The organism is Senegalimassilia sp., assembly GCF_977052095.1.
Genome location: NZ_CDRSTZ010000032.1, coordinates 1 through 22,692, shown reverse-complemented (window position 1 = coordinate 22,692; position 22,692 = coordinate 1). Strand labels below are relative to the sequence as shown.

The 22,692-nt window shown below is 62.3% G+C and carries 20 protein-coding genes; 7 read left to right on the top strand and 13 right to left on the bottom strand.

The genetic code is table 11. The annotated features are described in order from the left end of the window. Positions 1 to 346, top strand: a 346-nt coding sequence (locus ACWI6D_RS06705) for an arsenate reductase family protein (protein ID WP_449134124.1), incomplete at its 5' end; no start/stop codon positions are given. Between the two features lie 71 nt (positions 347 to 417). Here the strand turns inward: ACWI6D_RS06705 and ACWI6D_RS06700 are convergent. The 4 genes from ACWI6D_RS06700 to ACWI6D_RS06685 all read right to left on the bottom strand — a co-directional run bounded on the left by ACWI6D_RS06700 (position 418) and on the right by ACWI6D_RS06685 (position 3,558). After that, positions 418 to 1,110, bottom strand: coding sequence for a phosphatase PAP2 family protein (locus ACWI6D_RS06700; RefSeq protein ID WP_449134123.1), 693 nt, complete (start codon positions 1,108 to 1,110; stop codon positions 418 to 420). Positions 1,111 to 1,276: 166 nt separating this feature from the next. Next, positions 1,277 to 1,915, bottom strand: coding sequence for a TatD family nuclease-associated radical SAM protein (locus ACWI6D_RS06695; protein WP_449134122.1), 639 nt, complete (start codon positions 1,913 to 1,915; stop codon positions 1,277 to 1,279). 177 nt (positions 1,916 to 2,092) lie between these two features. Continuing rightward, positions 2,093 to 2,953: a pyridoxamine kinase gene (locus tag ACWI6D_RS06690; protein ID WP_449134121.1), complete on the bottom strand. Its 861-nt coding sequence runs from the start codon at positions 2,951 to 2,953 to the stop codon at positions 2,093 to 2,095. 146 nt (positions 2,954 to 3,099) lie between these two features. Further along, positions 3,100 to 3,558: a LysR substrate-binding domain-containing protein gene (locus tag ACWI6D_RS06685; protein WP_449134120.1), complete on the bottom strand. Its 459-nt coding sequence runs from the start codon at positions 3,556 to 3,558 to the stop codon at positions 3,100 to 3,102. A 487-nt stretch (positions 3,559 to 4,045) separates the two neighbouring features. Here ACWI6D_RS06685 and ACWI6D_RS06680 point away from each other — a divergent pair, with 487 nt between their 5' ends. Further along, positions 4,046 to 5,473: a sodium-dependent transporter gene (locus ACWI6D_RS06680; protein ID WP_449134119.1), complete on the top strand. Its 1,428-nt coding sequence runs from the start codon at positions 4,046 to 4,048 to the stop codon at positions 5,471 to 5,473. A gap of 549 nt (positions 5,474 to 6,022) precedes the next feature. Continuing rightward, entirely contained in the window at positions 6,023 to 6,934 is a 912-nt protein-coding gene (locus tag ACWI6D_RS06675; protein ID WP_449134118.1) for a LysR family transcriptional regulator, read from the top strand. A gap of 215 nt (positions 6,935 to 7,149) precedes the next feature. Here ACWI6D_RS06675 and ACWI6D_RS06670 read toward each other — a convergent pair whose 3' ends face one another. The 3 genes from ACWI6D_RS06670 to ACWI6D_RS06660 form a co-directional block, all read right to left on the bottom strand. Next, on the bottom strand, positions 7,150 to 7,956 hold the full coding sequence (locus ACWI6D_RS06670; RefSeq protein ID WP_449134117.1) for a class I SAM-dependent methyltransferase: 807 nt from the start codon (positions 7,954 to 7,956) through the stop codon (positions 7,150 to 7,152). 215 nt (positions 7,957 to 8,171) lie between these two features. Then, positions 8,172 to 8,888: a 5'-methylthioadenosine/adenosylhomocysteine nucleosidase gene (locus ACWI6D_RS06665; protein ID WP_449134116.1), complete on the bottom strand. Its 717-nt coding sequence runs from the start codon at positions 8,886 to 8,888 to the stop codon at positions 8,172 to 8,174. Positions 8,889 to 8,911: 23 nt separating this feature from the next. Further along, positions 8,912 to 9,406: an S-ribosylhomocysteine lyase gene (locus ACWI6D_RS06660; protein ID WP_303251792.1), complete on the bottom strand. Its 495-nt coding sequence runs from the start codon at positions 9,404 to 9,406 to the stop codon at positions 8,912 to 8,914. An 806-nt stretch (positions 9,407 to 10,212) separates the two neighbouring features. On the opposite strand from ACWI6D_RS06660, the gene ACWI6D_RS06655 reads away from it, so the two are divergent. Together ACWI6D_RS06655 and ACWI6D_RS06650 are read left to right on the top strand one after the other, a co-directional pair. Beyond that, the gene (locus ACWI6D_RS06655) at positions 10,213 to 12,171 is read left to right on the top strand and encodes a fructose-1,6-bisphosphatase (protein WP_449134115.1); all 1,959 of its coding nucleotides are present in this window, start codon (positions 10,213 to 10,215) and stop codon (positions 12,169 to 12,171) included. Positions 12,172 to 12,455: 284 nt separating this feature from the next. Further along, a complete protein-coding gene (locus tag ACWI6D_RS06650; RefSeq protein ID WP_302936169.1) occupies positions 12,456 to 13,505 on the top strand; it encodes an inorganic phosphate transporter in 1,050 nt (349 codons plus the stop codon). 320 nt (positions 13,506 to 13,825) lie between these two features. Here the strand turns inward: ACWI6D_RS06650 and ACWI6D_RS06645 are convergent, their stop codons facing one another. Further along, positions 13,826 to 14,668 carry a TetR family transcriptional regulator gene (locus tag ACWI6D_RS06645; RefSeq protein ID WP_449134114.1) on the bottom strand — a complete coding sequence of 281 codons (843 nt, stop codon included), beginning with the start codon at positions 14,666 to 14,668 and terminating at the stop codon, positions 13,826 to 13,828. A 10-nt stretch (positions 14,669 to 14,678) separates the two neighbouring features. Further along, positions 14,679 to 15,029 carry a hydrogenase maturation nickel metallochaperone HypA gene (gene hypA / locus ACWI6D_RS06640; RefSeq protein WP_449134113.1) on the bottom strand — a complete coding sequence of 117 codons (351 nt, stop codon included), beginning with the start codon at positions 15,027 to 15,029 and terminating at the stop codon, positions 14,679 to 14,681. Between the two features lie 688 nt (positions 15,030 to 15,717). On the opposite strand from hypA, the gene ACWI6D_RS06635 reads away from it, so the two are divergent. Further along, the gene (locus ACWI6D_RS06635) at positions 15,718 to 16,896 is read left to right on the top strand and encodes an MFS transporter (protein WP_302936175.1); all 1,179 of its coding nucleotides are present in this window, start codon (positions 15,718 to 15,720) and stop codon (positions 16,894 to 16,896) included. Positions 16,897 to 16,991: 95 nt separating this feature from the next. On the opposite strand, the gene hypB is transcribed toward ACWI6D_RS06635, so the two are convergent. Next, positions 16,992 to 17,672 (bottom strand): hydrogenase nickel incorporation protein HypB, encoded by a 681-nt coding sequence (gene hypB, locus ACWI6D_RS06630; RefSeq protein ID WP_303251784.1) that lies wholly within the window; start codon positions 17,670 to 17,672, stop codon positions 16,992 to 16,994. 182 nt (positions 17,673 to 17,854) lie between these two features. Here hypB and ACWI6D_RS06625 point away from each other — a divergent pair, with 182 nt between their 5' ends. Continuing rightward, a complete protein-coding gene (locus ACWI6D_RS06625; protein WP_449134112.1) occupies positions 17,855 to 18,334 on the top strand; it encodes a pyridoxamine 5'-phosphate oxidase family protein in 480 nt (159 codons plus the stop codon). Between the two features lie 205 nt (positions 18,335 to 18,539). Here the strand turns inward: ACWI6D_RS06625 and ACWI6D_RS06620 are convergent, their stop codons facing one another. The 3 genes from ACWI6D_RS06620 to ACWI6D_RS06610 form a co-directional block, all read right to left on the bottom strand. Further along, complete coding sequence (locus tag ACWI6D_RS06620) at positions 18,540 to 19,889, bottom strand: MATE family efflux transporter (protein ID WP_449134111.1); 1,350 nt, start codon at positions 19,887 to 19,889, stop codon at positions 18,540 to 18,542. Between the two features lie 3 nt (positions 19,890 to 19,892). Next, positions 19,893 to 20,330, bottom strand: coding sequence for a MarR family winged helix-turn-helix transcriptional regulator (locus ACWI6D_RS06615; RefSeq protein ID WP_449134110.1), 438 nt, complete (start codon positions 20,328 to 20,330; stop codon positions 19,893 to 19,895). A 785-nt stretch (positions 20,331 to 21,115) separates the two neighbouring features. Beyond that, entirely contained in the window at positions 21,116 to 22,051 is a 936-nt protein-coding gene (locus ACWI6D_RS06610) for an AEC family transporter (protein WP_449134109.1), read from the bottom strand. Positions 22,052 to 22,692 lie beyond the last annotated feature (641 nt).

Sequence of the window (22,692 nt, the reverse complement as noted above, 5' to 3'; positions counted from 1 at the left end):
TTGCATGAACATCCAGATTTTCGGTACGAAGAAAAGCTTCGATACGAAGAAGGCCCAGCGCTACTTTAAAGAGCGTCGCATCACGTTCCAGTTCATCGATCTGAAGGAAAAGGGGATGAGCAAAGGCGAGTTGCAGTCGGTGGCGAATGCCGTCGGCGGGCTGGACAAGCTGATCAACCCCGATGCAAAAGACGGCGACACCGTGGCGCTGCTGCAGTATTTGGCGGCGGATCAGAAGTTCGAGAAGGTGCTGGAAAACCAGCAGGTGCTGCGCGAACCGGTGGTGCGCAACGGCAAGAAAGCCACTGTCGGCTATGAGCCCGACGTCTGGAAGAATTGGGAATAACGTTTGATTGCAAAAAGCGGGGCGCGGTTGGTTGGAATCGCGCCCCGCTTTGTTTTTGAAGGTCTTGCTTATTAGAGGCGAGCGTGTTTGCCGCGGGCGGCTTTGTGGTTTTCGGAGGCGAAGGCTATGGCGTGGTAGAACGCCACCAATGCGGTGCCTAGCAGGATGCCGCCGAGGATGTCGGTTGCCCAGTGCACGCCGGCCATGGCGCGGGCAATGACGATGCCTGCCATGGCAACGCCGCAAACGATAAGCGCTGCCGAACGCCAGCCGCCGGCGCGCATGCGCTGCACGATTTGCACCATGGAAGACCCCAGCATGGTGACGGCCAAAAGCGTGTGCGACGAGGGGAACGACGGCTCGCACACGCCGTCTTCCAGAATGGGCCGATTGTTAGGCGATACGCAATTGAACAGGACATACAGCACAAGCATGGCGCCGTAAAGCGCTAGCAGCAACCACAGGTCGCGGTCGACTGACCAGCGGTGCCGGCCTTGTATAAGCTGGCGTGCGCCAATGACGGCGAATGCCAGCGCGCAGATGGCGGGAACGATAAGCAGGATGTTCGACAGCTTTTCGGCCATATCGTGCTGGCCGAGCAAGGCCCGAGCGTTCAGGTTGAAGGTTGCCAGGCCGACAAGGCTGCCGTCGCCGGCGATCGGCTGGCGGTCAACCGTCAACAGCGCTACGGTGAGCAGCGCGAACAGCGCAACGCAGATGCCGCCTGCAATGACGGACGCGCGCGAAGTGGTGCGGTTGTGCATGAAGAAACTCCCATCTAATGCCTTCATTTGTAAAGAGAAGGTAAAGAGATGGTAAAGCCGCGCGGCAGCGCCGGGCCGCGCGGCGCACGATTTCGAGGAATTCTGCAGAAAGCGATCGGGGTTTGAAGGTTCGGTCGTCGGTATGGCGGGGTGGCGGTAGCGTGTGCTACGAGTTTACCCAGGCGCGGATGCGGTAGCGCACGCCAAGGTCGTCGCAAATGCGTTGGCAGGCGGCCTCGTCTTCGTGGCTGATGGTGGTTTCCACGGTGGTCATCACGACGTTGGGCACGTATTTACGCACTTCGCGGGCGAAATCGAGCATGGCGGGGAAGGCCTTGTCGCCGAATTGGCTGCGCACGATGGCGGCGTACTCTTCGGCGTTCGGCGTGTTCAGGCTGATGGACACGGTGTCCACGATGCCTTCGAACTCCGGCGCGATGTTGCGTCCGCAAATCAGGCTGCCCTGGCCGTTCGTATTCACGCGCACCGGCAGCTCCCAGCGGCGCTTCACCTCGGCGGCCACGCGTTTGAGCAGGTCGAACGCGCACGTGGGTTCGCCATAGCCGCAGAACACCACCTCTTCGTAGCGGCTCATGTCCTGTGCTTCGAACGCTGCCATGACCTCGTCGAAGTCGGGCTCGTGGTCAAGCCACAGGTTGTTCTCGCCGCCTTCGCCGTCTTGCCCCACGCCGTCGGCGGTTTGGCGGATGCAGAACGTGCAGGCGCAGCTGCAGCGATTCGTAAGGTTGACGTACAGCCCGTGGTGCACGGGGTACACGATGGTTTCGGCTTTCATTTTCGGCATGCTCGTCTTCTTTCTATGGTTGTTGCGCGGCGGCGAAAGGCGCTTGCCCGGCCGCCTTGCCAAAACGTTTCGCATTGATGGTATCACCCGTGGGAAGCGGCTGGGCTTCCGGACACCGCGAAGGGCTTGCTGCGCGTTTCGGGCCGCGGCGCTGCCAAGCCTGTTGCCGGCGGGGCGTTAGCGCAGGTCGTGAAGCTTTTCCTCTATGGGCAGGCCATCGGTGTGCGGAAGATCGAGCTCGATGGCGCGCTGCACGCATTCGCCCACGAAGTGCGACGCCTTCGCCACCGATTCGGCCAGCGGCACGTCGTTGACGGCGTCGGCGATAAGGATGGCGGAGAACACGTCGCCCGTGCCCGAGCGCTGCCCGCCAAGCTTGGCGGTTTGCACCACGAACGGCTGCCCGCCGCGCTCGAAGCACACGTTCGACACCTGCCCTGCGTGCTCGATGCCCGTGATAACCACGCGCGCCGGGCCCGCGCTCGAAAGCGCTTGCGCCAGCTTGCCGGCATCTTCGCAGGTCATGGCGCTGTTGTAAGGGATGTTGCCCAGAATGCACGCCTCGGTGAGGTTCGGCGTGATGACGTCGGCCTTCGCGGTAAGCTCGGCCATGCGCTGGCACATGGCCGGCGTGTACGTGCCGTACGGGCGGCCTTCGTCGCCCATGACGGGGTCCACCATCACGATGCAGTTGGGTCCGCCGAACTCGTCGATGAAGCTGCTGACGATGGCGATTTGCTCCTCGGAGCCCAAAAAGCCGGTGCAGATGCCGCGGAACTTCAGGCCCAGCTTGCGCCACTGCGCAATGTGCTCGCGCATGTGCGGCGTGAAATCTTGTAAGCTGTAGCTGGGAAAACCCGTGTGGTTCGACAGCATCGACGTGGGCAGCACGCAGCATTGCACGCCAAGCTGCGAGATGACGGGCAGCTGTACGGCTACCGAGCAGCGTCCGAAGCCGGTGATGTCGTTCACCAGCGCGATTTTCTTCTGATTGTTGTGGTTGGGCGCGGGTGCGCCGGGCTGTTCGGTGGTGCTCACGGTCGTCTTTCTTCGACGGGGATGGTCGCACCTATTATAAAGGTAGGCGTTGCACCCGCGCGCATCTGCGCGGAATGAACGCGCGGCGCGTTGGCGTCGGCACCGGCGAAGGGGCGAAGGAGCCGGCCGCCGCGTGTTGCAAGCAGCTAGTTGCTTACCAGGCCCATGGCGTGCAGCAGGAAGTTCTGCACCACGCTGTGCCGCGCGCCGGCGCGGTCGTTGCGCGTGACGAAGCAGATGGGGATGCGCGGGTCCTCGGCGGGGTCGATGGGGCGCAATACGGTGGTGAGCTTGGGTTTCGTCAGCTGCGAGATGACGACGCTGAAGTAATACCCCTGTTTGAGCATGATGTGCGCCAGCGCCTCGGTTGCCGTTGAGATGTGGCTGATGTTCGTGACCAGGCCGCGCTTCTTGAATGTGGTGAGGATGGAGTCGTTGAACGAGTCGTGCACGTGCGACTCGCCGGCAGGAAAGGCCACCAGGTCGGCGAACGTGACGAATTGCTTGGCGGCCAGCGGATGCGTGCTCGCGATGGTGATGCCGCAGGGCAGCGTGCCGACGGGCGTGCACGTGCAGTTCGGCGCTTCGTAAGCGCCGATGGTCACCAGCGCGTCGTAGTCTTGGGGTTGATGCCGCGCATCATCTGGTCGCGCGTGGCCAGGTCGAACTCGATGGGCGTGTCGGTGTTGCGCGCCAGAAACGTCGACCACGCGCTGCGCATTTGGTCGTCCCCGTCGAACGCAGGGGCGCACAGCGCCGTGCGGAACGGCTTGAGGCTTTCGACGGCGTCGGCTTGGTCGGCGCGGGAAGTGTCCGGAACCTGATTTAGTATTCGGGGCGGACTTGGCGCTTGGGACTCGATTCAGCGCCTGGGAAGGGTTTAGCGTTCCGAGCCCGATTTGGCGTTTGGGACGTGATTTGGCCCGGGCTTTTGCGCTGCGGTGATGTGTAAGCCTTTCGTGCTACAATCTAACGTCGCGTCCGCATGTTGTGGGCGCGATGCTTTGTTTTACGGCCCTGACCTGCTTCGCGCGGGTTGTTCGGGTGGAGAAATGCGGTCAAATGTGGCCGTTTGTTGGGAAGGATTTCGTTATGGCCGAGAACAAGCCCCAAGTGGCATCGGGAGGGGCGGCACCGCGCGAGCATTTCGCGTCTCGCTTGGGCTTCATTTTGATCAGCGCCGGCTGCGCCATTGGCCTGGGCAACGTGTGGCGCTTTCCGTACATCACGGGCGAGTACGGCGGCGCGGCGTTCGTGCTGCTGTACCTGATTTTCCTGGTGATCTTGGGCCTGCCCGTCATGGTGATGGAATTCGCCGTCGGGCGCGCCAGCCAGCGCTCGGCCGCCGGCGCGTTCGACAAGCTGCAGCCGTCGGGCAAGTGGCACTGGTTCGGCTGGTGGGGCTACATTGGCTGCATGATCTTGATGATGTTCTACACCACGGTGTGCGGCTGGATGCTGGCGTATGTCCCGCAGATGGCGTCGGGCATGTTCGACGGCGCCGATGCCGCGTTTGCCGGCGAGGCGTTCAACGGCATGCTGGCCGACCCGGTGGCGCTGATCGGCTGGATGATCGTGGCCGTGGTTATCGGCTTTCTGGTGTGTAGCCTGGGCCTGCAGAAAGGCGTCGAGCGCATCACGAAGGTGATGATGGCCACGCTGTTCGTGGTGATGCTGGCGCTGTGCATCCGCGCGGTCACGCTGCCGGGCGCCGCCGAGGGCATCGCGTTTTACCTGGTGCCCGACTTCAGCCGCTTGTTCGCGAACGGGTGGTCGACGTTCGGCGAGGCTGTGTACGCCGCCATGGGCCAGGCGTTCTTCAGCCTGTCGCTGGGCATTGCGGCCATGGAAATCTTCGGTTCGCGCATCGGGCGCGAGCGCAGCCTGACGGGCGAGGCCATCTCCGTGACGGCGCTGAACACCGTGGTGGCCATTCTGGCGGGCCTCATCATTTTCCCCGCGTGCTTCGCGTACGGCGTTTCGCCTGATCAGGGGCCGTCGCTGGTGTTCGTGACGCTGCCGGTGGTGTTCGGGCAGATGCCGCTGGGCAACGTGTGGGGCTGCCTGTTCTTCGTGTTCATGGCGTTCGCGTCGCTGTCCACCGTCATCGCCGTGTTCGAGAACCTGGTCAGCTGGTCCATGGACAAGTGGGGCATGATGCGCAGCCGCGCCGTCATTTTCAACGGCATCCTTGTGCTGGTGCTGTCGCTGCCGTGCGCGCTTGGGTTCAACGTGCTGTCGGGCGTGACCATTCCGGCCATCGGCGACATCCAGTCCATCGAGGACTTCATCGTGTCGAACAACATGTTGCCGCTGGGCAGCTTGCTGTTCGTGCTGTTCTGCACTACGCGCCGCGGTTGGGGTTGGGAGAAGTTTCTGGCCGAAGCCGACGCGGGCGAAGGCGTGGCCTTCCCGCGCTGGACGCGCCTGTGGCTGAAGTACGGCATTCCAGCCATGATCCTGGTGATTTTCGTGCTGGGTTACGCGCCGAAAGTAAGCGTGTGGCTGGGGCTTGCGTAAACGCTGTCCTGGTGCGGGCCAGTCGGCGCACGATTAGCGCGGCGAATAAGTGTTTCGCAAGCGAAGGGAGCGAAGTTGGGCGATGCGCCTGGCTTCGCTCCCTTTTTCGTGTTTGCGTGCTGAGTTTTGGCGGCAATGGGTTTGCGGGCGGTTTGGCTTGCTGGCCTTTTGGGCCGATGCCGTTGGGCATCTTGCTGATGTGTCAGCAAGATGGCGTTTGCTATTTCTTGTTGTTGACCGTGGAGATGACAGCCAGGGCGATGCCGGCGATGACAAGCGGGATGGCGGGGCCGGCGAATTGCATGATCTGATCCATGGGTACTCCTTTATATAGTAGTAGGCGCGCTGGCAGGTGCGGTGGCGCAGTTTGCGTGAAGTTGCGCGGTTGTGACGTAACGCCGCAGCTTTATGCAAGGTTGCGCGATAACCGAGCCGGCTTGCGCGTGCGGGGCGTTTGCGCGCGTGCTCCGTGATGCTTCGAGAAATGATACCAGGATGCCGTATACTCGTCCTCATCAGATGTTTGCTTTTGGCCGTAAAGGACGTGGCATGAAAATCTCCCTGCAGCAGATGCGGTATATGCTGACCATCGCCGAAACCGGTTCGTTGGTTGCGGCCTCGCGCGTGCTCTCCATTTCGCAGCCCAGTTTGTCCGAGGCTGTTTCGGTGGTGGAGCGCGAGCTGGGCTTTTCGGTATTCACCCGCGGGAACACCGGTGCCACGCCCACGAAAGAGGGCCTGGAGTTTTTGGGTCGTGCGCGGCGCGTGGTGCAGCAGATGGACAACCTGGAGCGGCGCTACGGGGGCAATCAGCCCGAGGGTATTCGCTTCGCCGTGTCGTCGCACCATTTCACGTTTGTGGAGCGCGCGTTTTTGGACGTGATGCAGCAGGTGGATGCGGGGCGGTACGACTTGATGTTGAACGAGACGCAAACGCAGCAGATCATCGAAGATGTGGCGAATTGCGAAAGCGACATGGGCGTGATGTACCTATCGCGTTCGAACGAGGGCGCAGTGGGTCGTCTGCTTGAACGAAACAAACTGGAGTTCTTCGAGCTGTTCGAGGCGGTGCCGCACGTGTTGGTTCGCTGTGGGCATCCGCTTGCGTCGTACGAAAGCGTGTCGCTTGAGGATTTGCTGCCGTATCCGCAGCTGTCGTTCGTGCAGGGGTCGTACGAGTCGGCGGCGTTTTCCGAGGAGCCACTGTGGGCGCCCTCGGCGAAAACGGTGAAGGTGAGCGATCGAGGGTTTGCCACTAGTTTTATGTTGCATTCTGATGCATATACCATCACCAGCGGGATTTACCCGGAATTCCTGCAGAGAGGCGCTATCACGGCGGTTCCCATTCGCTCAGGTGAACGCATGCATATTGGCTATGTGCTTCCGAGGGGGCTTGGTTTAAGCCCGTTGGGGGAGTTGTTCGTGGTGGCTATGAAGGTGTATGCGAACGCGCATAACTAGGGGCTGAAAGAGGCTGAGAAGGGCTGTCCGGGCGGGCAGCCCTTCTTTTTTGGCGGTCAGAATAGGAATAACCGATAGAGAGCAAATATACATAGAGTGAGTATATATACGCAGGTGAAAATATGACTTTCGGCGGCCGAAGAGGATCGGGCATAAGAAAAGAGCGCTCGTATGAGCGCTCTTTTCGCGATGTTTTGATTTGTTGTACGGAGAAGCTACAACTTGATGCTGGCAGGCGTGATGCAGTCGTAGCGAACAGCTTTGCCACTGATGGAATAGCTGGGCTTGATGCCGGCAAGCAGGGGCCCTTTGATGGGGCGCTTGATGATTACCTTGCGCGGGTTTGCGGCAATGGCGGCAAGCAGCAGCTCTTCCTCGTTGGCGCACGGTGATTCGAGATGGTGCAGCAGCTGGAACTTCTTTTTGACCGCCGCGCTTTTCTGTCGCGCGGGGAACATGGGGTCAAGGTAGATAACGTCGGGTGCTGCGGTGGGCGCCGGCGCGCCGGCGGCTTCGCGTTCGCTGGTAGCCAGATAGGCGGGTTGCTGGATTGCGGATAGCTCGCCTGCCGCGGAATCTTCTGAATCTGGCTGTTCGCAGTTGGCGTTGGTCAGCGTACGCAGGGCGGCAACGCTGTCGCCCTGCGTGAGATGCATGCGCGCAACGAACGGTGCCAGCTGCGCGTCGGCGGCCGCGCGCTCAAGGCCATCGGCCAGCAGCGCGGCAATGACGGGGTCGGCCTCATATAGCTGCACGTCGAACCCGGCGGCCGCTAGCAGCAGCGCGTCCTCGCCAAACCCTGCCGTAGCATCGATGGCGCGCGGCGCGGTTGCGCCCTTCACCTTCGCCGCTTTCACCAACAGCTCGTGCTGCAACTTGCCGGGCTTGATGCGCGGCAGCATGCGCGCAAGGTCGCAACGAAGCTCCATGCCGTCGCCCACCAAGGCCAACCCGCGCTCGTCGCGCACAAGCTTGACGGCGGGATCGACAATGGTGGGAAGTTCGTTAGCGGAGTTGGCCATGTGCGAGTCTTTCTCGTGGGCAAAATGGGCGGGAAGAGTGAATGGGGCGAAAGGGTGTAGCGGGGGCGGTTCAAATGCCATTGGGGCGGAAGTCAGATAGGAAGTGCCGGCAGCGGAGAACGGGGCTCATTGCCAAGGGATGCACACCCCTTTGGTTTGGTATTGGCCCCGTTTCCGCTGCCGCGCTTTGTTCCCTGTTCCGAGCAGCGTGCCTGCTACCCGCGCTGTTCGAGCATGCTGATGACAAGTGCGGCGCTGTTGCGGGCGGCTTGCGCTTCGAACGTGGGGTAGTCGATAGACGACGAGCCGTCGGCCTTGTCGGAGATGGCGCGCACGATGGCGGCCGGCACGCCGTTTGCCCAGGCCACCTGCGTAATGGCTGCGCCTTCCATCTCGCAGCACTTCGCGCCGAAGTCCTCGACGATGCGCTGCTTCTCGAAGTCGTCGCGCACGAAGCGGTCGCCCGAGGCCACGCGCCCGGTGTGCACGGTGGCGCCGATGCGCCCGGCCGCCGCGATGACCGCCTTCGACAGCGCGGGGCTGGTGGGGAAGGCAAGCGTGTCCAGTCCAGGCGTTTGGCCGGCGGCGTAGCCTAGGTTGCGCACGTCCATGATGTGGTTGACGGCGTCGGTGGCCACCACGATGTCGCCGATGTTGATGGACGCGTCAAGCGACCCGGCGATGCCGGTGTTCAGAAGCGCGCCCACGCCAAAGCGGTCGACCAGCACCTGCGCGCACGTGGCGGCGTTCACCATGCCCACGCCGCACTGCACCAGCACGACGGTGGTGGCGCCGATGACGCCCACGTTGAACTCCATGCCGGCGATGCGCGTGACCTTCACGGCGCCGACCTCTCGCATGTGCTCGCGAATAAGCTCGATTTCGACATCCATGGCGCCGATGATGCCGATGCTGTTAATCGGTTGGTTCATGTTTCGTTCCTTTGCTTGGCAGGCTAGTCCAGCAGGGCGGGATAGTGCGTGTGGGCGTCGTCGAGCACGTCGAGCGTGTTCGCCAGGTAGCGGCGCGCCCACCACTTGGCCTGCGGCAGGTCGTTGTCATGGTAGTTGCCGCATTCCTCGGGCTTCGCGCCGGGGATTTCGCCCTCGAATTCTCGGATGAATGCGAACATGCGGTGCACCAAGTCGGCCACGTCGGCGGACTCCAGCGTGCCGAACGCCACCAGGTAGAAGCCCGTGCGGCAGCCCATGGGGCCGAAGTAGATGACGCGGCTGGACCATTCGGGGTCGTTGCGCAGGAACGTGGCGCCCAGGTGCTCGATGGCGTGCACGGCGGCCGTATCCATGACGGGCTCGCGGTTCGGCGCGGTCATGCGCAGGTCGAACGTGGTGGTCACGCAGCCAGTGGCCTCGTCGGCGTCGCGGCGGGACACGTACACGCCCGGCTCAAGCAGGCGATGATCAACGGAAAAGCTAGCGATGCGTTCCATAGTTGCTCCTTTGCAGAGGTTGTTGTTGCTGGTCGACGGCCTGCGCAAGCGTGCGTTTCGCGAGTTGCCGCAGAAGCGCGGGCATGCGATGCGCGTTTGCGTTGCTGCGCGCGAAAGGGCGCACGCAGCACGTTTCGCGAACGTGTGCGCGATGTGCATCGCGAACACGCAGTACACATCGCGCGCTGCGAATGCGCACGCGCGCAACGCGAGTTCGCGAAAGCGCACTGGCAGGCGTTGCGAAAGCGCGCGCGGTAAGCGTTGCGAAAACCCGCGCAGTGCGCAATGCGGTCGCGATCGCACGTAGCTGTAGGTCGCCGTTGCGCGCCGCAAACCGAGGTCAGCAGACGACGCAGATGAACCGCAGCTATTGTATCCCCAATGGTCCGACGATGCCTGCGTTGCTTGTCGAAGCGTGAAATCTCCGGCAACGGAAAAGATTGCGGGTTAAGGAATGCAGAATGTAACGAGGACTTAATTTGCCGGAGTCGGCATGAGGACTTGGTGTGTGTGAGTTTTCCGGGTTATGCGAATTGGGTTTTTCGCACAACCCGGGAAATCTGGACGCGCGGGGGCATTCCGTTCGCACAACCCCGGAAACTCGCAACATCGGGGCGAAATGTGGCGCATCGGGAGCCCGCCGCCCGCGCGCTGGACGACCGCCTGGGGCGTGCGCGGCTGTTCCGCCACCGGGCGCCTGCTGGGGTGTGCCGTGTGCCGGGCGGTTGGCTGCGGGGGCGCTTGGGGCGCGGTACCATGTGGGCATCACTGTGCGATTGGCGCCGCGGCGCCCCGAGGAGGTTTTCATGGAAGCAACCGAAAAGCGTTACTTGGAACTGCTGGCGCAATCGTTTCCCACAACCGAGGCCGCTGCCGCCGAGATCATCAACCTCAGCGCCATCCTGAACCTTCCGAAAGGCACCGAATTCTTCTGCTCCGACATCCACGGCGAGTCCGAGGCGTTCAGCCACATCCTGCGCAACGGCTCGGGCTCCATCCGCCTGAAAGTGGACGAAGCCTTCGGCGACTCGCTTTCCGAAGCCGCCAAGCGCGAGCTGGCCACGCTCATCTACTACCCGCGCGAAAAGGCGAAGCTCATCCTGGCCGACGTCGACGACGAGCGCGCGTGGTACGCCACGGTGGTGCCGCGCCTTGTGGCCGTGTGCAAGCGCGCGGCCCGCAAGTACACCGCCAGCCGCGTGCGCCGCGCGCTGCCCGCCGAGTTCGCCTACATCATCGAAGAGCTCATGGACGAGGACAACCACGGCGTGGACAAGGAAGCCTACTACGCCGGCATCATCGACGCGGCCGTGCGCACGGGCCGCGGCATCGCGCTCATCGAAGCGCTTGGGCGGCTCATCCAGCGCCTGGCCATCAGCCAGCTGCACATCATCGGCGACATCTACGACCGCGGTCCGAACCCCGACGTCATCATGGAGACGCTGCGCGCGCAGCATAACGTGGATATCCAATGGGGCAACCACGACATCGTGTGGATGGGCGCGGCGCTTGGGCAGCGCGGCTGCATCGCGCACGTGGTGCGCAACTGCGCCCGCTACGGCAACCTGTCCATCCTGGAAGACGCCTACGGCATCAACATCCTGCCGCTAGCCAGCTTCGCGCTGGACGCCTACCGCGACGACCCGTGCGTCGGCTTCGCGCTGAAGGGCAACCCCGACCTGCCGCCGTCGGAGCTGACCATGAACGTGAAAATCCAGAAGGCCATGGCCATCATCCAGTTCAAGGTGGAGGCCGCGCTCATCGACGAATATCCCGAGTTCGGGCTTGAAAGCCGCAAGCTGCTGGACAAAATCGACTACGAAGCCGGCACCGTGGTGGTGGACGGCATCACGTACCCGCTTACCGACACCGTGTTCCCCACGGTGGACCCGGCAAACCCGTTCGCGCTCACGCCGGCCGAGGAAGAGGTGATGTGCCGCCTGGAGGCCGCGTTCACCGGCTGCGAGAAGCTGCAGCGCCACATGCACTTCTTCCTGGAGGCGGGCAGCCTGTACAAAATCTGCAACGGCAACCTCATGTTCCACGCGTGCGTGCCGCTCAACGCCGACGGCAGCCTGAAGGAAGTCAACGTGTTCGGCACGCCGTACAAGGGCCGCGCGCTGTACGACGTGATGGAGCGCTACGTGCGCGCGGCGTTCTACAGCCACGACGCCGACGAGCGCCGCCGCGGTTGCGGCCTTCTGTGGTACCTGTGGCTGGGCGAGGGCAGCCCGCTGTTCGCGAAAAGCAAGATGGCCACGTTTGAGCTGTACCTCATCGCCGACAAGGCCGCGCGCAAGGAAGTGAAGAACCCGTTCTACACGCTCATCGACGACGAGCAGGTCATCGCCGGCATCTTCCGCGACTTCGGCATGGACCCGGAAACGTCGCACATCGTGTGCGGGCACGTGCCGGTGAAGGTGAAGGACGGCGAGGACCCCGTGAAGTGCGGCGGGCGCGTGTTCATGATCGACGGCGGGTTCTCGAAGGCGTACCAGCCCACCACGGGCATTGCCGGCTACACGCTCATCAACAACTCGTACGGGTTCATTTTGGCTGCTCACGAGCCGTTGAAGTCGGCGGCTGCGGCCGTGAAGGAAGAGCTTGACATCCACAGCTCCCGCCGCGTGGTGGAGCGCGTGCCGCACCGCACGCGCGTGGCCGACACCGACGACGGCGCCGACATCCGCCGCCGCGTGGCCGAGCTCGAACGCCTGCTGCAAGCCTATCAAGACGGCGAAGTGGCTGAACCGGGCGTGCGCTAGGGGCGCGGACAAAGGGGAGAGGCCGCGGCAATCGGGGCCGCGGCCTTTTTTGCTCGGAGATGCCGCAAATTCGCTTGCACACTGTTTTGAGCCTTTGTTTCGACAGGCGGAGGACAGGTGTGGAGAAACGCGCTCGCACCCTCGTTCGCTCATGGCGGATGCGTGGTCTTTCGTGCTTCCGGGTGCGTTTGGTTCTGGCGCTTGCGTGGCTCGGTGTAGTATCGTGGAACATACGTCAAATTGACGAGGCTCTTACGTGGCTTTTACAGATTATGGGGAACTGAATGGCGTTAACGTTTGCTGACTTTCTTGTGCAGGCTATGGCCCAGCCGATCCTGTTCGTTATTTTGGTGCTCATCATCGGCGTCACGGCCGTGTCCGGTGCAACCGACGCGCCGAATGCCATTGCCACCGTGGTGTCAACCCGGTGTCTGAAGCCGAACGTGGCCATCGGCCTGGCGGCGGTGTTCAACTTCGTGGGCCTGGTGGGCATGACGTTCATCTCCACGGCCGTTGCGAAAACCATGTTCGGTATGGTCGACTTCTCAGGAAATACCGATGCGGCGCTGTTAGCCCTGGTGGCAGCCATGATCGGTGCCATTGGATGGGGCATATTCTGCTGGTTTTTCGGCATACCGTGCTCGAAGTCGCACTCGCTGATCGCCGGCATCACCGGCGGCGCCATCGCCATGAACGGCTGGGCGGGCGTTGTGCCCTCCGAGTGGGTGAAAGTCATTTACGGTATGGTGTTTTCCCTGGTAGCGGGTTTTCTTCTGGGCTGGGTGTTCACGAAGGTCATCGAGCGCGTGTTTAAGATGGTCAACCGCCAAGTAGCCAACACCGCCTTCACCGTCATTCAGGACATCTGCGCGTTGGCGCTGTCGTTTTTGCACGGCGCGCAGGACGGCCAGAAGTTCATGTCCATCGCCATGCTGGGCATCGCACTGTCGTTCGGCAGCTCCACGCCTGACGCGGGCGGTTTCCCCATGTGGGTCATGATTACGTGCTCGCTGGCCATTTCGGCCGGCACGGTGGTGGGCGGCAAGCGCATCATCAAGTCCGTGGGCATGGACATGGTGAAGCTGGAGAAGTACCAGGGCGTGGCTGCGAACTTTTCTACGGTGTTCACGTTGCTGTTCGCCAGCCTGACGGGCATGCCGGTTTCCACGGGCCACTGCAACACGTCGGCCATCATGGGCGTGGGTGCCAGCCGCTCCATCAAGCGCGTGAACTGGAGCATCGCGAAAAACATGCTGCTGGCCTGGGTCATCACGTTCCCCGCATGCGGCCTGATCGGTTTCGTGCTGGCCAAGTTGTTCATGATGCTGGCGTAGGCGCCGCGCAGGCGTTTCGGCTTGTTCTTTGTTCGCCATTTCCCAGAGCGAGTGCTCTTAAGTGGAAGCTGCTCCAGGCCCGGGCAAATGCCCGGGCTTTTTTGCGTTAGGATTGGGGCTCGCCTGTTCGTGGAGGTGCGCTATCTGGGCTGGCTTGTTGCCTCCCCGAATTTCCGTGCTGCTTTCTGTGGCGCTGCGTACGAAAATCGCTCATGTATGTGATTTAACTTGCCTTGCCGAGGTAGCAAGCCAAAGATGATTGCGTTTTCCCTGGTCACAGAGCAGTGGAAAAGGGGGATACTCAGCGAATCCTCAGCAAATCACATACATGAGCGATTTTTGATTTCAAGGTGGCTTGATGGGGCGTTTGGCTTGCGGCGGATTCGCATGGCGGGCATGCTGCAGCGGGTTTTGGCGGGTTGCAAGTTGGTTGCGGGCTGGTTTCGCGGCGGCGGCGCTTGCTTCGTGGGGACAACGTGGGCGTTCGTGCCGGCGTCAAAGCAGGCTTGCTTGTCGGGGCTGAACGCGTTGGTCGTCATGGCGATGATGGGGATGGTGCGCCCCAGCGGGTTCTTGCCGCGGCGAATCTCGCGCGTGGCCTCGTCGATGCGGTCCCACAGCCCGCCTTCAAGCGTGGCGTCCGTGACTTTCGTCATGTACGCCAAGTCCAGGTCGATGGGGGATAGGGCCCACATGCGTAGAAGCGACAGCTTCGCCGTGGTCAGGTACTCGGCCATGACATCGTACTCGAACGGCGTCATGGAAAACGCGCGCTCGGCCTGCAGGCGGAACACCGGCTTCATGGTGGCTTTCAGCTTGTTGAAGAAGCGCTCGTGCACGTCGCGCGCAAAAAGCGTGGTCAGCTCGCGTTTGCTTGCGGTGAGCGTGCCCAGAAACGCGCCCGTGATGTCCTCCATGCACACGGTATCGCCGCCGGCCACCAGGGCCTGCAGCACGCCGGTGGGCACGACGCGGTCCTCAAGCGTCTCGTACGCCTCGGGCAGCGAGTCGAAATAGCGGTAGAACGTCGAGCGCGAATAGCCCGCCTTCGCGCACAGCGCCGTCACCGACGCCTCGGCGCCGGGGTTTTCCTGGAACAGCTTCAGCAGCGCTTCTAAAAAGTCGTTGCGCACGTCCTCGTTGTCGCTTGCGCGGTCGCCCATGGCCTCTCCTTTAAGCGATCTCGATGCTTTTGATGAGGAATTCCTTGCCGCCGTGTATGTGCAGCTGCTTGCTGCCGCAGTCGGGGCACACCAGCGTTTCGGGCCGCTTTATGTCGGCGGGAAACACCAGTCGGCACTGGTTGCACTGGGCTTTGAACGGGACTTTCTCCATGTGAAGCGTGGCGTCTTTCACGATGGTGTTGCGGCAGAGGAACTGAAAGCAGCTTTCCATGAGCTCGTCCACCACGTCGCGCAGCTCGCCGACCACCAGCGTCACCGACACCACTTCGCGCGCGTTGTTTTCCTTCGCGTACTTCAGCGCGACGTCCATGACGTTCGAAAGGATAGACATCTCGTGCATTGAAACCCCCTTTAGGTTCCCCTGCCTCTTGCGGCCCCTAGCTCCCCAAGGCAAGGGCCAGCGAAATGCTGGCCCTTAGTGTAGCGCGTCAGGCTAGTCGATCATGCCCGTTGCGCGGCGAACCATTGCGCGTCGAAGAACTCGTTGCGCGGCATGTCCATGCACCACAGCGCCTCCTGCGGCGTGTAGAATTCCTTGAGCATGGCCATCTCGTGGCCGCCCTCGACGGCGACTACGAGATTTTCACCGAGGTGGACTTCGAAGAGGGCAACAAGTTCGATGAATATTTCGAGGAATGGGAGGTCATCGGCAAGAAGTACTGGGAGTAGGCCCTGTACACCGCCGCCCACGAGGCGCTGCCGCAAAACCTTGCGCCGGGCCTGATCATGGCCGGCGACGTGAACGGCCTGGGCATGGAACCCGCCGCCATCTCCGGCATCTACGCCGCGAACAAGATCCTCGGCAAGACGGTAGACTAAGGCGAACTCTGGTTGCCGCCGCGTTCAGCCGCTGCGTTACCAAGCGCCCGCAGGCATTGCGCCCGCGGGCGCTTTTGCGTTTGCGAAGCGGAAGGGGCGCAGGTGTTGCGCGTCGGCATATAATAAGGTGCTTTCAAGGCTGCGTGCGCTGCGACGGCGTGCGTTGCGCTGGCGGGTTTGCCGGCGCGTTGAGTAGGGAAGATGGGTTCATGAGCAAAAACGCTTCTCGTTTGCCGAATAAGTTGCCGTTCGTCCTGATGGGCGGCCATATTTGCGTTGACGCCTGCCAGGGCGGCCTGGCGTCGGTGCTGCCGTTTCTGGTGATCCAGTCCGGCTTTTCGTACACGGAGATCACGGCGCTGGTGCTGGCGTCGAACAGCGCGTCGGCCATCATCCAGCCGCTGTTCGGGTGGCTGGGCGACAAGAAGGCGCGGCCGTGGCTGATGGCGGTGGGCGTGGCGCTGGCGGGCATCGGCCTGGCGCTGGTGGGCGTGCTGCAGTCGTATTGGCTGGTGGTTGCGGCGGCCATGATCTCGGGCATCGGCAACGCCATGCTGCACCCCGAAGGCGCGCGCCTGGCGAACCTTACCGGCGGTGACGATAAGGCGGCCAGCATGTCGGTGTTTTCCGTGGGCGGGCAGATCGGCTTTTGCCTGGGGCCGGTAATCAGCGTGGCGGCCATCACGGCGTTCGGACTTATCGGCACGCTGGTTTACCTGGTCATTTGCATTCCGTACGCCTTGGTGCTGCTGGCGCTGACCCCGAAGTTCCGCACGTTCGGCGTGCGCGCGGCGGCGCAGGCGGCCGCCGGCGTGCGCGACCGTTGGGGCGCGTTTTCCGTGGTGCTCGGCGCGCTTTCCGTGCGTTCCATCGTGTTCTACGGCGTTACCAGCTTCTTCCCGCTGTACCTGGTGGCCACGTTCGGCGCGTCCGAGGACGCCGCGTCGCTGCTGATCACGGTGTTTTCCGTTTGCGGTGCGTTTGCCACGGCAGCGTCGGGCATGGTTTCGCACCGTATTCCCACGCCGCGGCTGATGGTGGGTTGCTTCGCGCTGATGGCGTTGGCGCTTGTTGCGTTCGTGACCTCGGGAAACGTGTGGCTGTGCGTGGTGGCGGTCATGGTGCTGGCGCCGTGCGTGAACCTGTTCAACCCGCCGGCCGTGACGCTGGGGCAGTCGTATCTGCCGGCGCACCTGGGCATGGCCTCGGGGCTTTCGTTCGGCGTGGCCGTGGCCGTCGGCGGCATCGCCTCGCCGCTTTTGGGCGTGCTGGGCGACGGCGTGGGCCTGGTGCCCGTCATTTGGATTCTGGTGGCGTGCGCGGCCGCTGGCCTGGTGTTTTCCCTCGGCGTGCTTGCCAACGAGTCCCGCTTCCGGCGCCTGAAGTAGCGCGAAGCGACATTTCGCCATCAACAAGAAAGCCTCCGAACGCGTTTGCTGCGTTCGGAGGCTTCTGCGATTCAACGGGCCTTTTGCGTTAAGCGCTATGCTTGCACCTTTGCGGCGCGCTGAGCTTGCATCCAGTCGGCCAGGGCGGCGATGCCCTTGTCGTGTTTGGCGTCCGTCTCGAAAATCTCCAGGTTGGGGTTGAGCATGCGCGCGTGCTCTTTCAGACGGTCCATGTCGAAGTCCTCGTTCAGCGGCAGGTAGTCGCACTTCGTGACCACCAGCGCGTCGACGGCGGCGAACATGGGCGGGTATTTCATCACCTTGTCCCAGCCCTCGGGCACCGACAGCAGCATGATGCGCGTGTGCGCTCCCGTGTCGAAGTCGGCGGGGCACACCAGGTTGCCGATGTTTTCCAGGAACAGGTAGTCGAAGCGGTCGCCCTCGAAAGCCTTGAACGCGGCCTCGACCATGCGCATTTCCACGTGGCACACGCCGCGCGTGTTCAGCTCCACCGACGCCACGCCGGCTTCTTTGATCTTCAGCGCGTCGACGTCGGATTCCAGGTCGGCCTCGATGACGCCCAGCTCGCCGGCGGCCCGGGCGCGCAGCTCGCGGATGAGCGCGAGCAAAAGCGTGGTCTTGCCGGCGCCGGGGCTTGCCATGACGTCGACGAAGAACGTGCCCTCGGCGGCACGCGCGGCGCGGAATGCGTCGGCGGCCTCGTCGTTTGCGGCTAGGATGTTCTGCTTCACTTCTATGATGCGGGTGTGTTCCATGATGTCTCCTTCGCGGCGCGCACAGGCGCGCGGGTTTCTTCGTTGTCCCATGATAGCCCGGCGGTCGGGCGCTCGCAATCGCGGTGGGACGTTTCAACAATTGTGTCGCAAACGCCGGCGTCGGCGGTATGGCGCAGCGTTTGCTACAATCGGCGAAAACGTAAACGGTTGAAGGAGTTCCCATGTTCCGACCTCTCAGGAAGAAAAGCAACGCCATCGACGACACGGCGGCGCGCGAGCTTTTGGCGCACGAGCGGCGCGGCGTGCTGGCGGTTACCGGCGACGACGGCTACCCGTACGCCGTGCCCGTCAACTACTTCTACGATGCCGAGGTCGGCAAAATTTACCTGCACGGCTCGAAGCGCGGGCACAAGGTGGATGCCATTGGCCGCAACGACAAGGTGTGCTTCACCGTGTATGGCAACGAGCACGTTGACCAGGCAGAAACCTGGGCCCCGTACATGCAAAGCGCGGTGGTGTTCGGGCGCTGTCGGCTTATCGACAATCTCGAAGAGGCGGCGGCGAAGATGCGCCAGCTGGCAGGCAAGTACTACCCCAGCGCTGACCTGGTGGAAGAGGAAATCGCGCATTCTCTCAAGGCCATGTACCTGTACGAGATCACCATCGAGCACCTAACCGGCAAGCAAGTGCAGGAAAAGTAGGAAAGGCCCTGCGAGTGGAAGGGCGTGTGGTTTGCTCTCTTGAGCTAAAACGAGCCGGCTTCATGGGGCGAAGCCGGCTCGTTTGGCCACTGGCTTGTTTTTGCAAAGAGTTTGGACATTACGCTCGGGGAAAAGCGGACGTGGTTGCGAAGAAGGGCCATTCGTCGCTTTCGGTCGTGCGGACGGAGTGGGCCCGTCCGTTGCGCTACTTGCGTTTCTTCCGCGCGCCGTCTAGGCGGAACGGTTTCAGGTAGCACGTCATGGTGGCGGTCAGCACCAGGGCTACGGCTTCGGCCACCAGGATGGACAGCCAGATGCCATCGGCGCCAAGCACCAGCGGCACTAACAGCACGGCGCCGATTTCGCAGATGAACGTGCGCACGAACGAGATAAGCGCGCTGACGTGGCCGTTTCCCACGGCGGTGAACAGCGACGAGCCGTACACGTTGAAGCCCATGACCAGCAGCGCGAACGAGTACAGCAGCGCCGCGTGCACCGTCAGCTCAAGCAGCCCGGCGTCGTAGCCCACGAACAGCGTGGCAAGCGGCGTGACAAGCACCCGCGTCAGCGCGAACATGCCCACGCCGGCCACACCGACGATGAGCAGGCTTTTCCGGAACAGGCTGGCCATTTCTTCGCCGTTGCGCGCGCCCAGGTGGTAGCTCATCAGCGGCGCGCAGCCTGTGCAGTACCCCAAAAACACCGCCGCGAACAAAAAGCCCGCGTACATGATGACGCCGTAGGCCGCCACGCCCGGCTCGCCCAGGTAGGCCAGCAGCTGGATGTTGTACACCATGGCCACCACCGACGACGCGATGTTCGACACCATCTCCGACGAGCCGTTCCAGCACGCGCGCCCGAGCGTGCGCCAATCGAAGCGCGTGCGCACCAGGCGCAGGTTGCTCGTGTTCTTCCGCATGAAATACACGAGCGGGATAAGCGCGCCGGCCGCCTCGCCGGCCATGGTGCCGATGGCGGCGCCGGCCACGCCCAGCCCCGCGCCCACGATGAGCACCGCGTCCAGCACGATGTTCACTACGCCGGCCACTACGGTGACGCCGAACGCCATGTCGGGCTTGCCGGCGGTCATCATGAGCTCCTGGAACAGGTACTGCAAAATGGTGAACGGCACGCTCATGACAAGGATGGACCCGTACACGATGCCGTCTTCGAGCATCTGGCCGCTTGCACCCAGCGCCACCAGCAGCGGGCGCAGCGTCGCCGTGCCCAGGATGGCGAACGCGATGCCGCCGAAGAGCGCGGCGAACACCAGCATGGAGAACCGCTCGTTGGCCAGTTTACGGTTGCCGCTGCCCAGCGTGCTGGCCACGATGGCGTTGCCGCCCGTTCCCAGCATGAAGCCGAGCGAGCCCAGAATGGCGGGGATGGGGTAGGCGAAGTTCACGGCCGCCAGCGCTGTGGCGCCGCACCAGTTCGACACGAAGAACCCGTCGATCATGACGTACAGCGACATGAACACCATCATGCCCACCGACGGCAGCGTGAAGCGCAAAAGCTTGGCGAACGTGAAGTGCTGAGCCATATTCTGCGCCATGGCTTACACCAGGCCTTTCTCGGCAAGGGCGTTTGCAAGCGCGTTGCGGTAACGCTCGAGGAGGTCAAGCGCCTGCGCAAGTTCGGCAGGAGAGAACGCGTGCATGGCGGCCGTTTCGGCCTCGATGACGGGTCGCACCTTCTCGGCCACCAGCGCGCGGCCGGTGGCGGTAAGGCTGATGGTGGTCGTGCGGCCCGGGCCGGCCGTTTTCTCGAGGATGCCCTGCTCGCACAGCCGTTTGATGGATGAGTTGATGGTTTGCTTGCCCATCCAGCAGCGCTCGCACAGGTCCTTCTGCGAGCATCCGTCGCCGTAAGCCTCAAGCGCGTACAGGATGTCGAACGCGCTGTCGGAAAGCCCCACGTGCACGGCCGCCCGCGTGAATATGCTGTCGATATCTTTCTCCAGGTTGTTAAGGCGCCTCTGCCGCTCCTCGACCATGGTTTGCACCGTCCTTGGTATGATTTCGTACTATAACAGTCCGAAATCATACCAAAACCGCGCATAACGTCAACCCGCAGGCAGTGTGCGTTTCGTGGAACACACGATTGCAGCAGGTTTTTCGCGCCCGGTTTCCAAAAATCGCTCATGTATGTGATTTGCGGGCAATGCGCGGACTAGCCATGAACTTAGCGGTCTTTTGACCTGGGAAAACGCCAACCTAAAACGGACGCTACCGAGCGTGCAGGCATTAAATCACATACATGAACGGTTTTTGATTCAGCAGCCTGCAGCAGGCTTGGTCCCAGCATTGGTGCAAGGGCCAGAATAGGGGCAGTTTGTTTTTTCTGCCCGGTTCTATGAGCCCGATTGAGTTTGTACCTCGTTGGTTTGCTCTTAGTTTGCACCAGCACTTCAAGGGCGGGGTGCGGAGAGCGTTAGCATCAAGTGCTTGGATGCGCAGTCTCGATTGGGCTTTGTCCTCGGCCGGCTTGCAGCTAGTTTAACGCCAGCGTTGCGAAGGAGGGGGGGTGGGGCAAAGCGGTTTTCGGACGCTCGGTTGTACGAACTCGCTCGAGTTTGGGACTTGTTGAGAAGAGGCGGCGTACTCGTCGATTTGGCAAGAATCTGACCTGGGAAAATGCAAAGCGTGGTCGCTGGCTATCTCGCGGATACGAATTAAGTCCCAAACTCGAGCGAATTTGGGACATCGGCGGTTCGTCGCGCTTTGCGTCAGAGCTGCAAGGGTGGGGCGGTGGCGGGTTCGGGGCTTCGGCGGCTGTCCGCTAGCTCAACACCAGCGCTACCAGGATGGGAATCAAGGCGAACGAGGCGATGGTGCTCAAAATCGTGCCTTTCGCCGTTAGCTTGGCGTCGTGGCCGTACATGCCGGCGAACATGGGCGCAAGCGAGCCGACGGGCATGGCCAGCATCACCACGGCAATTCCCAGGATGACGGTGTCGCTTACGAACGGCGCCAGCGCGTAGTACACGCCCAGCGGCAGCAGGAAATGGCGCAGCGCGATGAACGGGTAGATGCGCCATTCGCTCATCACGTCGGCCAGGCGCGAGTTCGCCACGATCACGCCCACCATCATCATGGCCAGCGGCGCGGTCAGCCCGCCGAGCATGTTCAGCGAGTCCTCCGCGAACCCCGGCAGCCGGATGTGCGCGAACACCAGCGCCAGCGCGATGGCCGATGCAACCATCGAGGGGTTCACCACCGAGCGCAACGCGTTGCGCAGGCCGCCGCCTTGCTCCTGACCGCCTGCAAGCAGGCCGAAGCCCACGCTGTAGAACAAGATGCTGTGGCCCATGATGAACACGCTGGAGAACAGCACCGTTTCGTTGCCGTACAGCGCCGCGATGACGGGGATGCCCAGAAAGCCCAGGTTGGAGCAGATGCTCATGAACAGGTATACGGTGCGCTGGGCTTTCGGCGCGCGCAGCACGATGCCGCACAGTACGCCGACGGCAAGCATGACCAGAAACGCCGCGAAGCCAAGGCCGATCGATAGCGCGATCTGCCCGCCGAGCGCCGACGCGTCAAGCGCGCCGGCCGACGCCACGATCATGCACGGCAACGTGATGTTGTTGATGACCTGGGAAAGTTTGGCTCGCACGCCCTCGTCAAGGTAACCGAGCTTCGTGGCAACAATGCCAACGACCACGACGATAAGCAGAACGGTCATCTGCGAAATGGCGGCGGATAAATCGACCACGGGTATCCTTTCGATAGAAGCAAACGAACGCATCCTACACCTTAAAGCTTGCTTCAGGTCAAAAAGAGGCGTGCGGCGATGACGTTGGCGATAGGGGGATGCGCTTGGAATTGCGTTGCGGCTGTATTGTCCGCCTCGCGCTTGGTGTGAGGTTTTGGTTCGTGAAGGTGGTGCCGGGATTCGCTTAAGCGATTCTTAGCGCTGCCGTTTTTCGCGGTCCTCCGTGGCTAGAAATCGGGCTTTCTGTAGATGCTTTCGGTCTGCGCAACATTTTGGGCAAGGATCTGGAGTTCCTGTATCGTCGAAGAGTGCAAAACGCTTGATGATGGCAAGAATCCGGTGATGCTGTACCGCTTGGGGGCTTATGGTGATGCAGAATCACCGGATTCTTGCCATGAGAGCCCTAGTTGCTGTCGGCGGCTACAGAAATGCCGGATTCTTGCCAGACAGGTGGCGCCTCTATGTTAAACCACCGTTGACATAGTCCCACGTGCGGGACAGGTGAGGAAGGGCCCTCCTGTATCATCGATATCGACCAAGAAACCGAGATGCGAGGAGGGCCCGTGGACCCCATTCTATCCGAAATCACGTCTAGGATGACGCGCGAGGAGAAGCTCGCGCTCGTGGCCGAGCTCAAGGCG

What these genes read in the sequence shown, in the direction of transcription:
- ACWI6D_RS06700 (WP_449134123.1), bottom strand. Translation starts at nt 1,110, where the DNA reads ATGCACAACCGCACCACTTCGCGCGCGTCCGTCATTGCAGGCGGCATC.
- ACWI6D_RS06695 (WP_449134122.1), bottom strand. Translation starts at nt 1,915, where the DNA reads ATGCCGAAAATGAAAGCCGAAACCATCGTGTACCCCGTGCACCACGGG.
- ACWI6D_RS06680 (WP_449134119.1), top strand. Translation starts at nt 4,046, where the DNA reads ATGGCCGAGAACAAGCCCCAAGTGGCATCGGGAGGGGCGGCACCGCGC.
- ACWI6D_RS06675 (WP_449134118.1), top strand. Translation starts at nt 6,023, where the DNA reads ATGAAAATCTCCCTGCAGCAGATGCGGTATATGCTGACCATCGCCGAA.
- ACWI6D_RS06670 (WP_449134117.1), bottom strand. Translation starts at nt 7,956, where the DNA reads ATGGCCAACTCCGCTAACGAACTTCCCACCATTGTCGATCCCGCCGTC.
- ACWI6D_RS06665 (WP_449134116.1), bottom strand. Translation starts at nt 8,888, where the DNA reads ATGAACCAACCGATTAACAGCATCGGCATCATCGGCGCCATGGATGTC.
- ACWI6D_RS06660 (WP_303251792.1), bottom strand. Translation starts at nt 9,406, where the DNA reads ATGGAACGCATCGCTAGCTTTTCCGTTGATCATCGCCTGCTTGAGCCG.
- ACWI6D_RS06655 (WP_449134115.1), top strand. Translation starts at nt 10,213, where the DNA reads ATGGAAGCAACCGAAAAGCGTTACTTGGAACTGCTGGCGCAATCGTTT.
- ACWI6D_RS06650 (WP_302936169.1), top strand. Translation starts at nt 12,456, where the DNA reads ATGGCGTTAACGTTTGCTGACTTTCTTGTGCAGGCTATGGCCCAGCCG.
- ACWI6D_RS06645 (WP_449134114.1), bottom strand. Translation starts at nt 14,668, where the DNA reads ATGGGCGACCGCGCAAGCGACAACGAGGACGTGCGCAACGACTTTTTA.
- hypA (WP_449134113.1), bottom strand. Translation starts at nt 15,029, where the DNA reads ATGCACGAGATGTCTATCCTTTCGAACGTCATGGACGTCGCGCTGAAG.
- ACWI6D_RS06635 (WP_302936175.1), top strand. Translation starts at nt 15,718, where the DNA reads ATGAGCAAAAACGCTTCTCGTTTGCCGAATAAGTTGCCGTTCGTCCTG.
- hypB (WP_303251784.1), bottom strand. Translation starts at nt 17,672, where the DNA reads ATGGAACACACCCGCATCATAGAAGTGAAGCAGAACATCCTAGCCGCA.
- ACWI6D_RS06625 (WP_449134112.1), top strand. Translation starts at nt 17,855, where the DNA reads ATGTTCCGACCTCTCAGGAAGAAAAGCAACGCCATCGACGACACGGCG.
- ACWI6D_RS06620 (WP_449134111.1), bottom strand. Translation starts at nt 19,889, where the DNA reads ATGGCGCAGAATATGGCTCAGCACTTCACGTTCGCCAAGCTTTTGCGC.
- ACWI6D_RS06615 (WP_449134110.1), bottom strand. Translation starts at nt 20,330, where the DNA reads ATGGTCGAGGAGCGGCAGAGGCGCCTTAACAACCTGGAGAAAGATATC.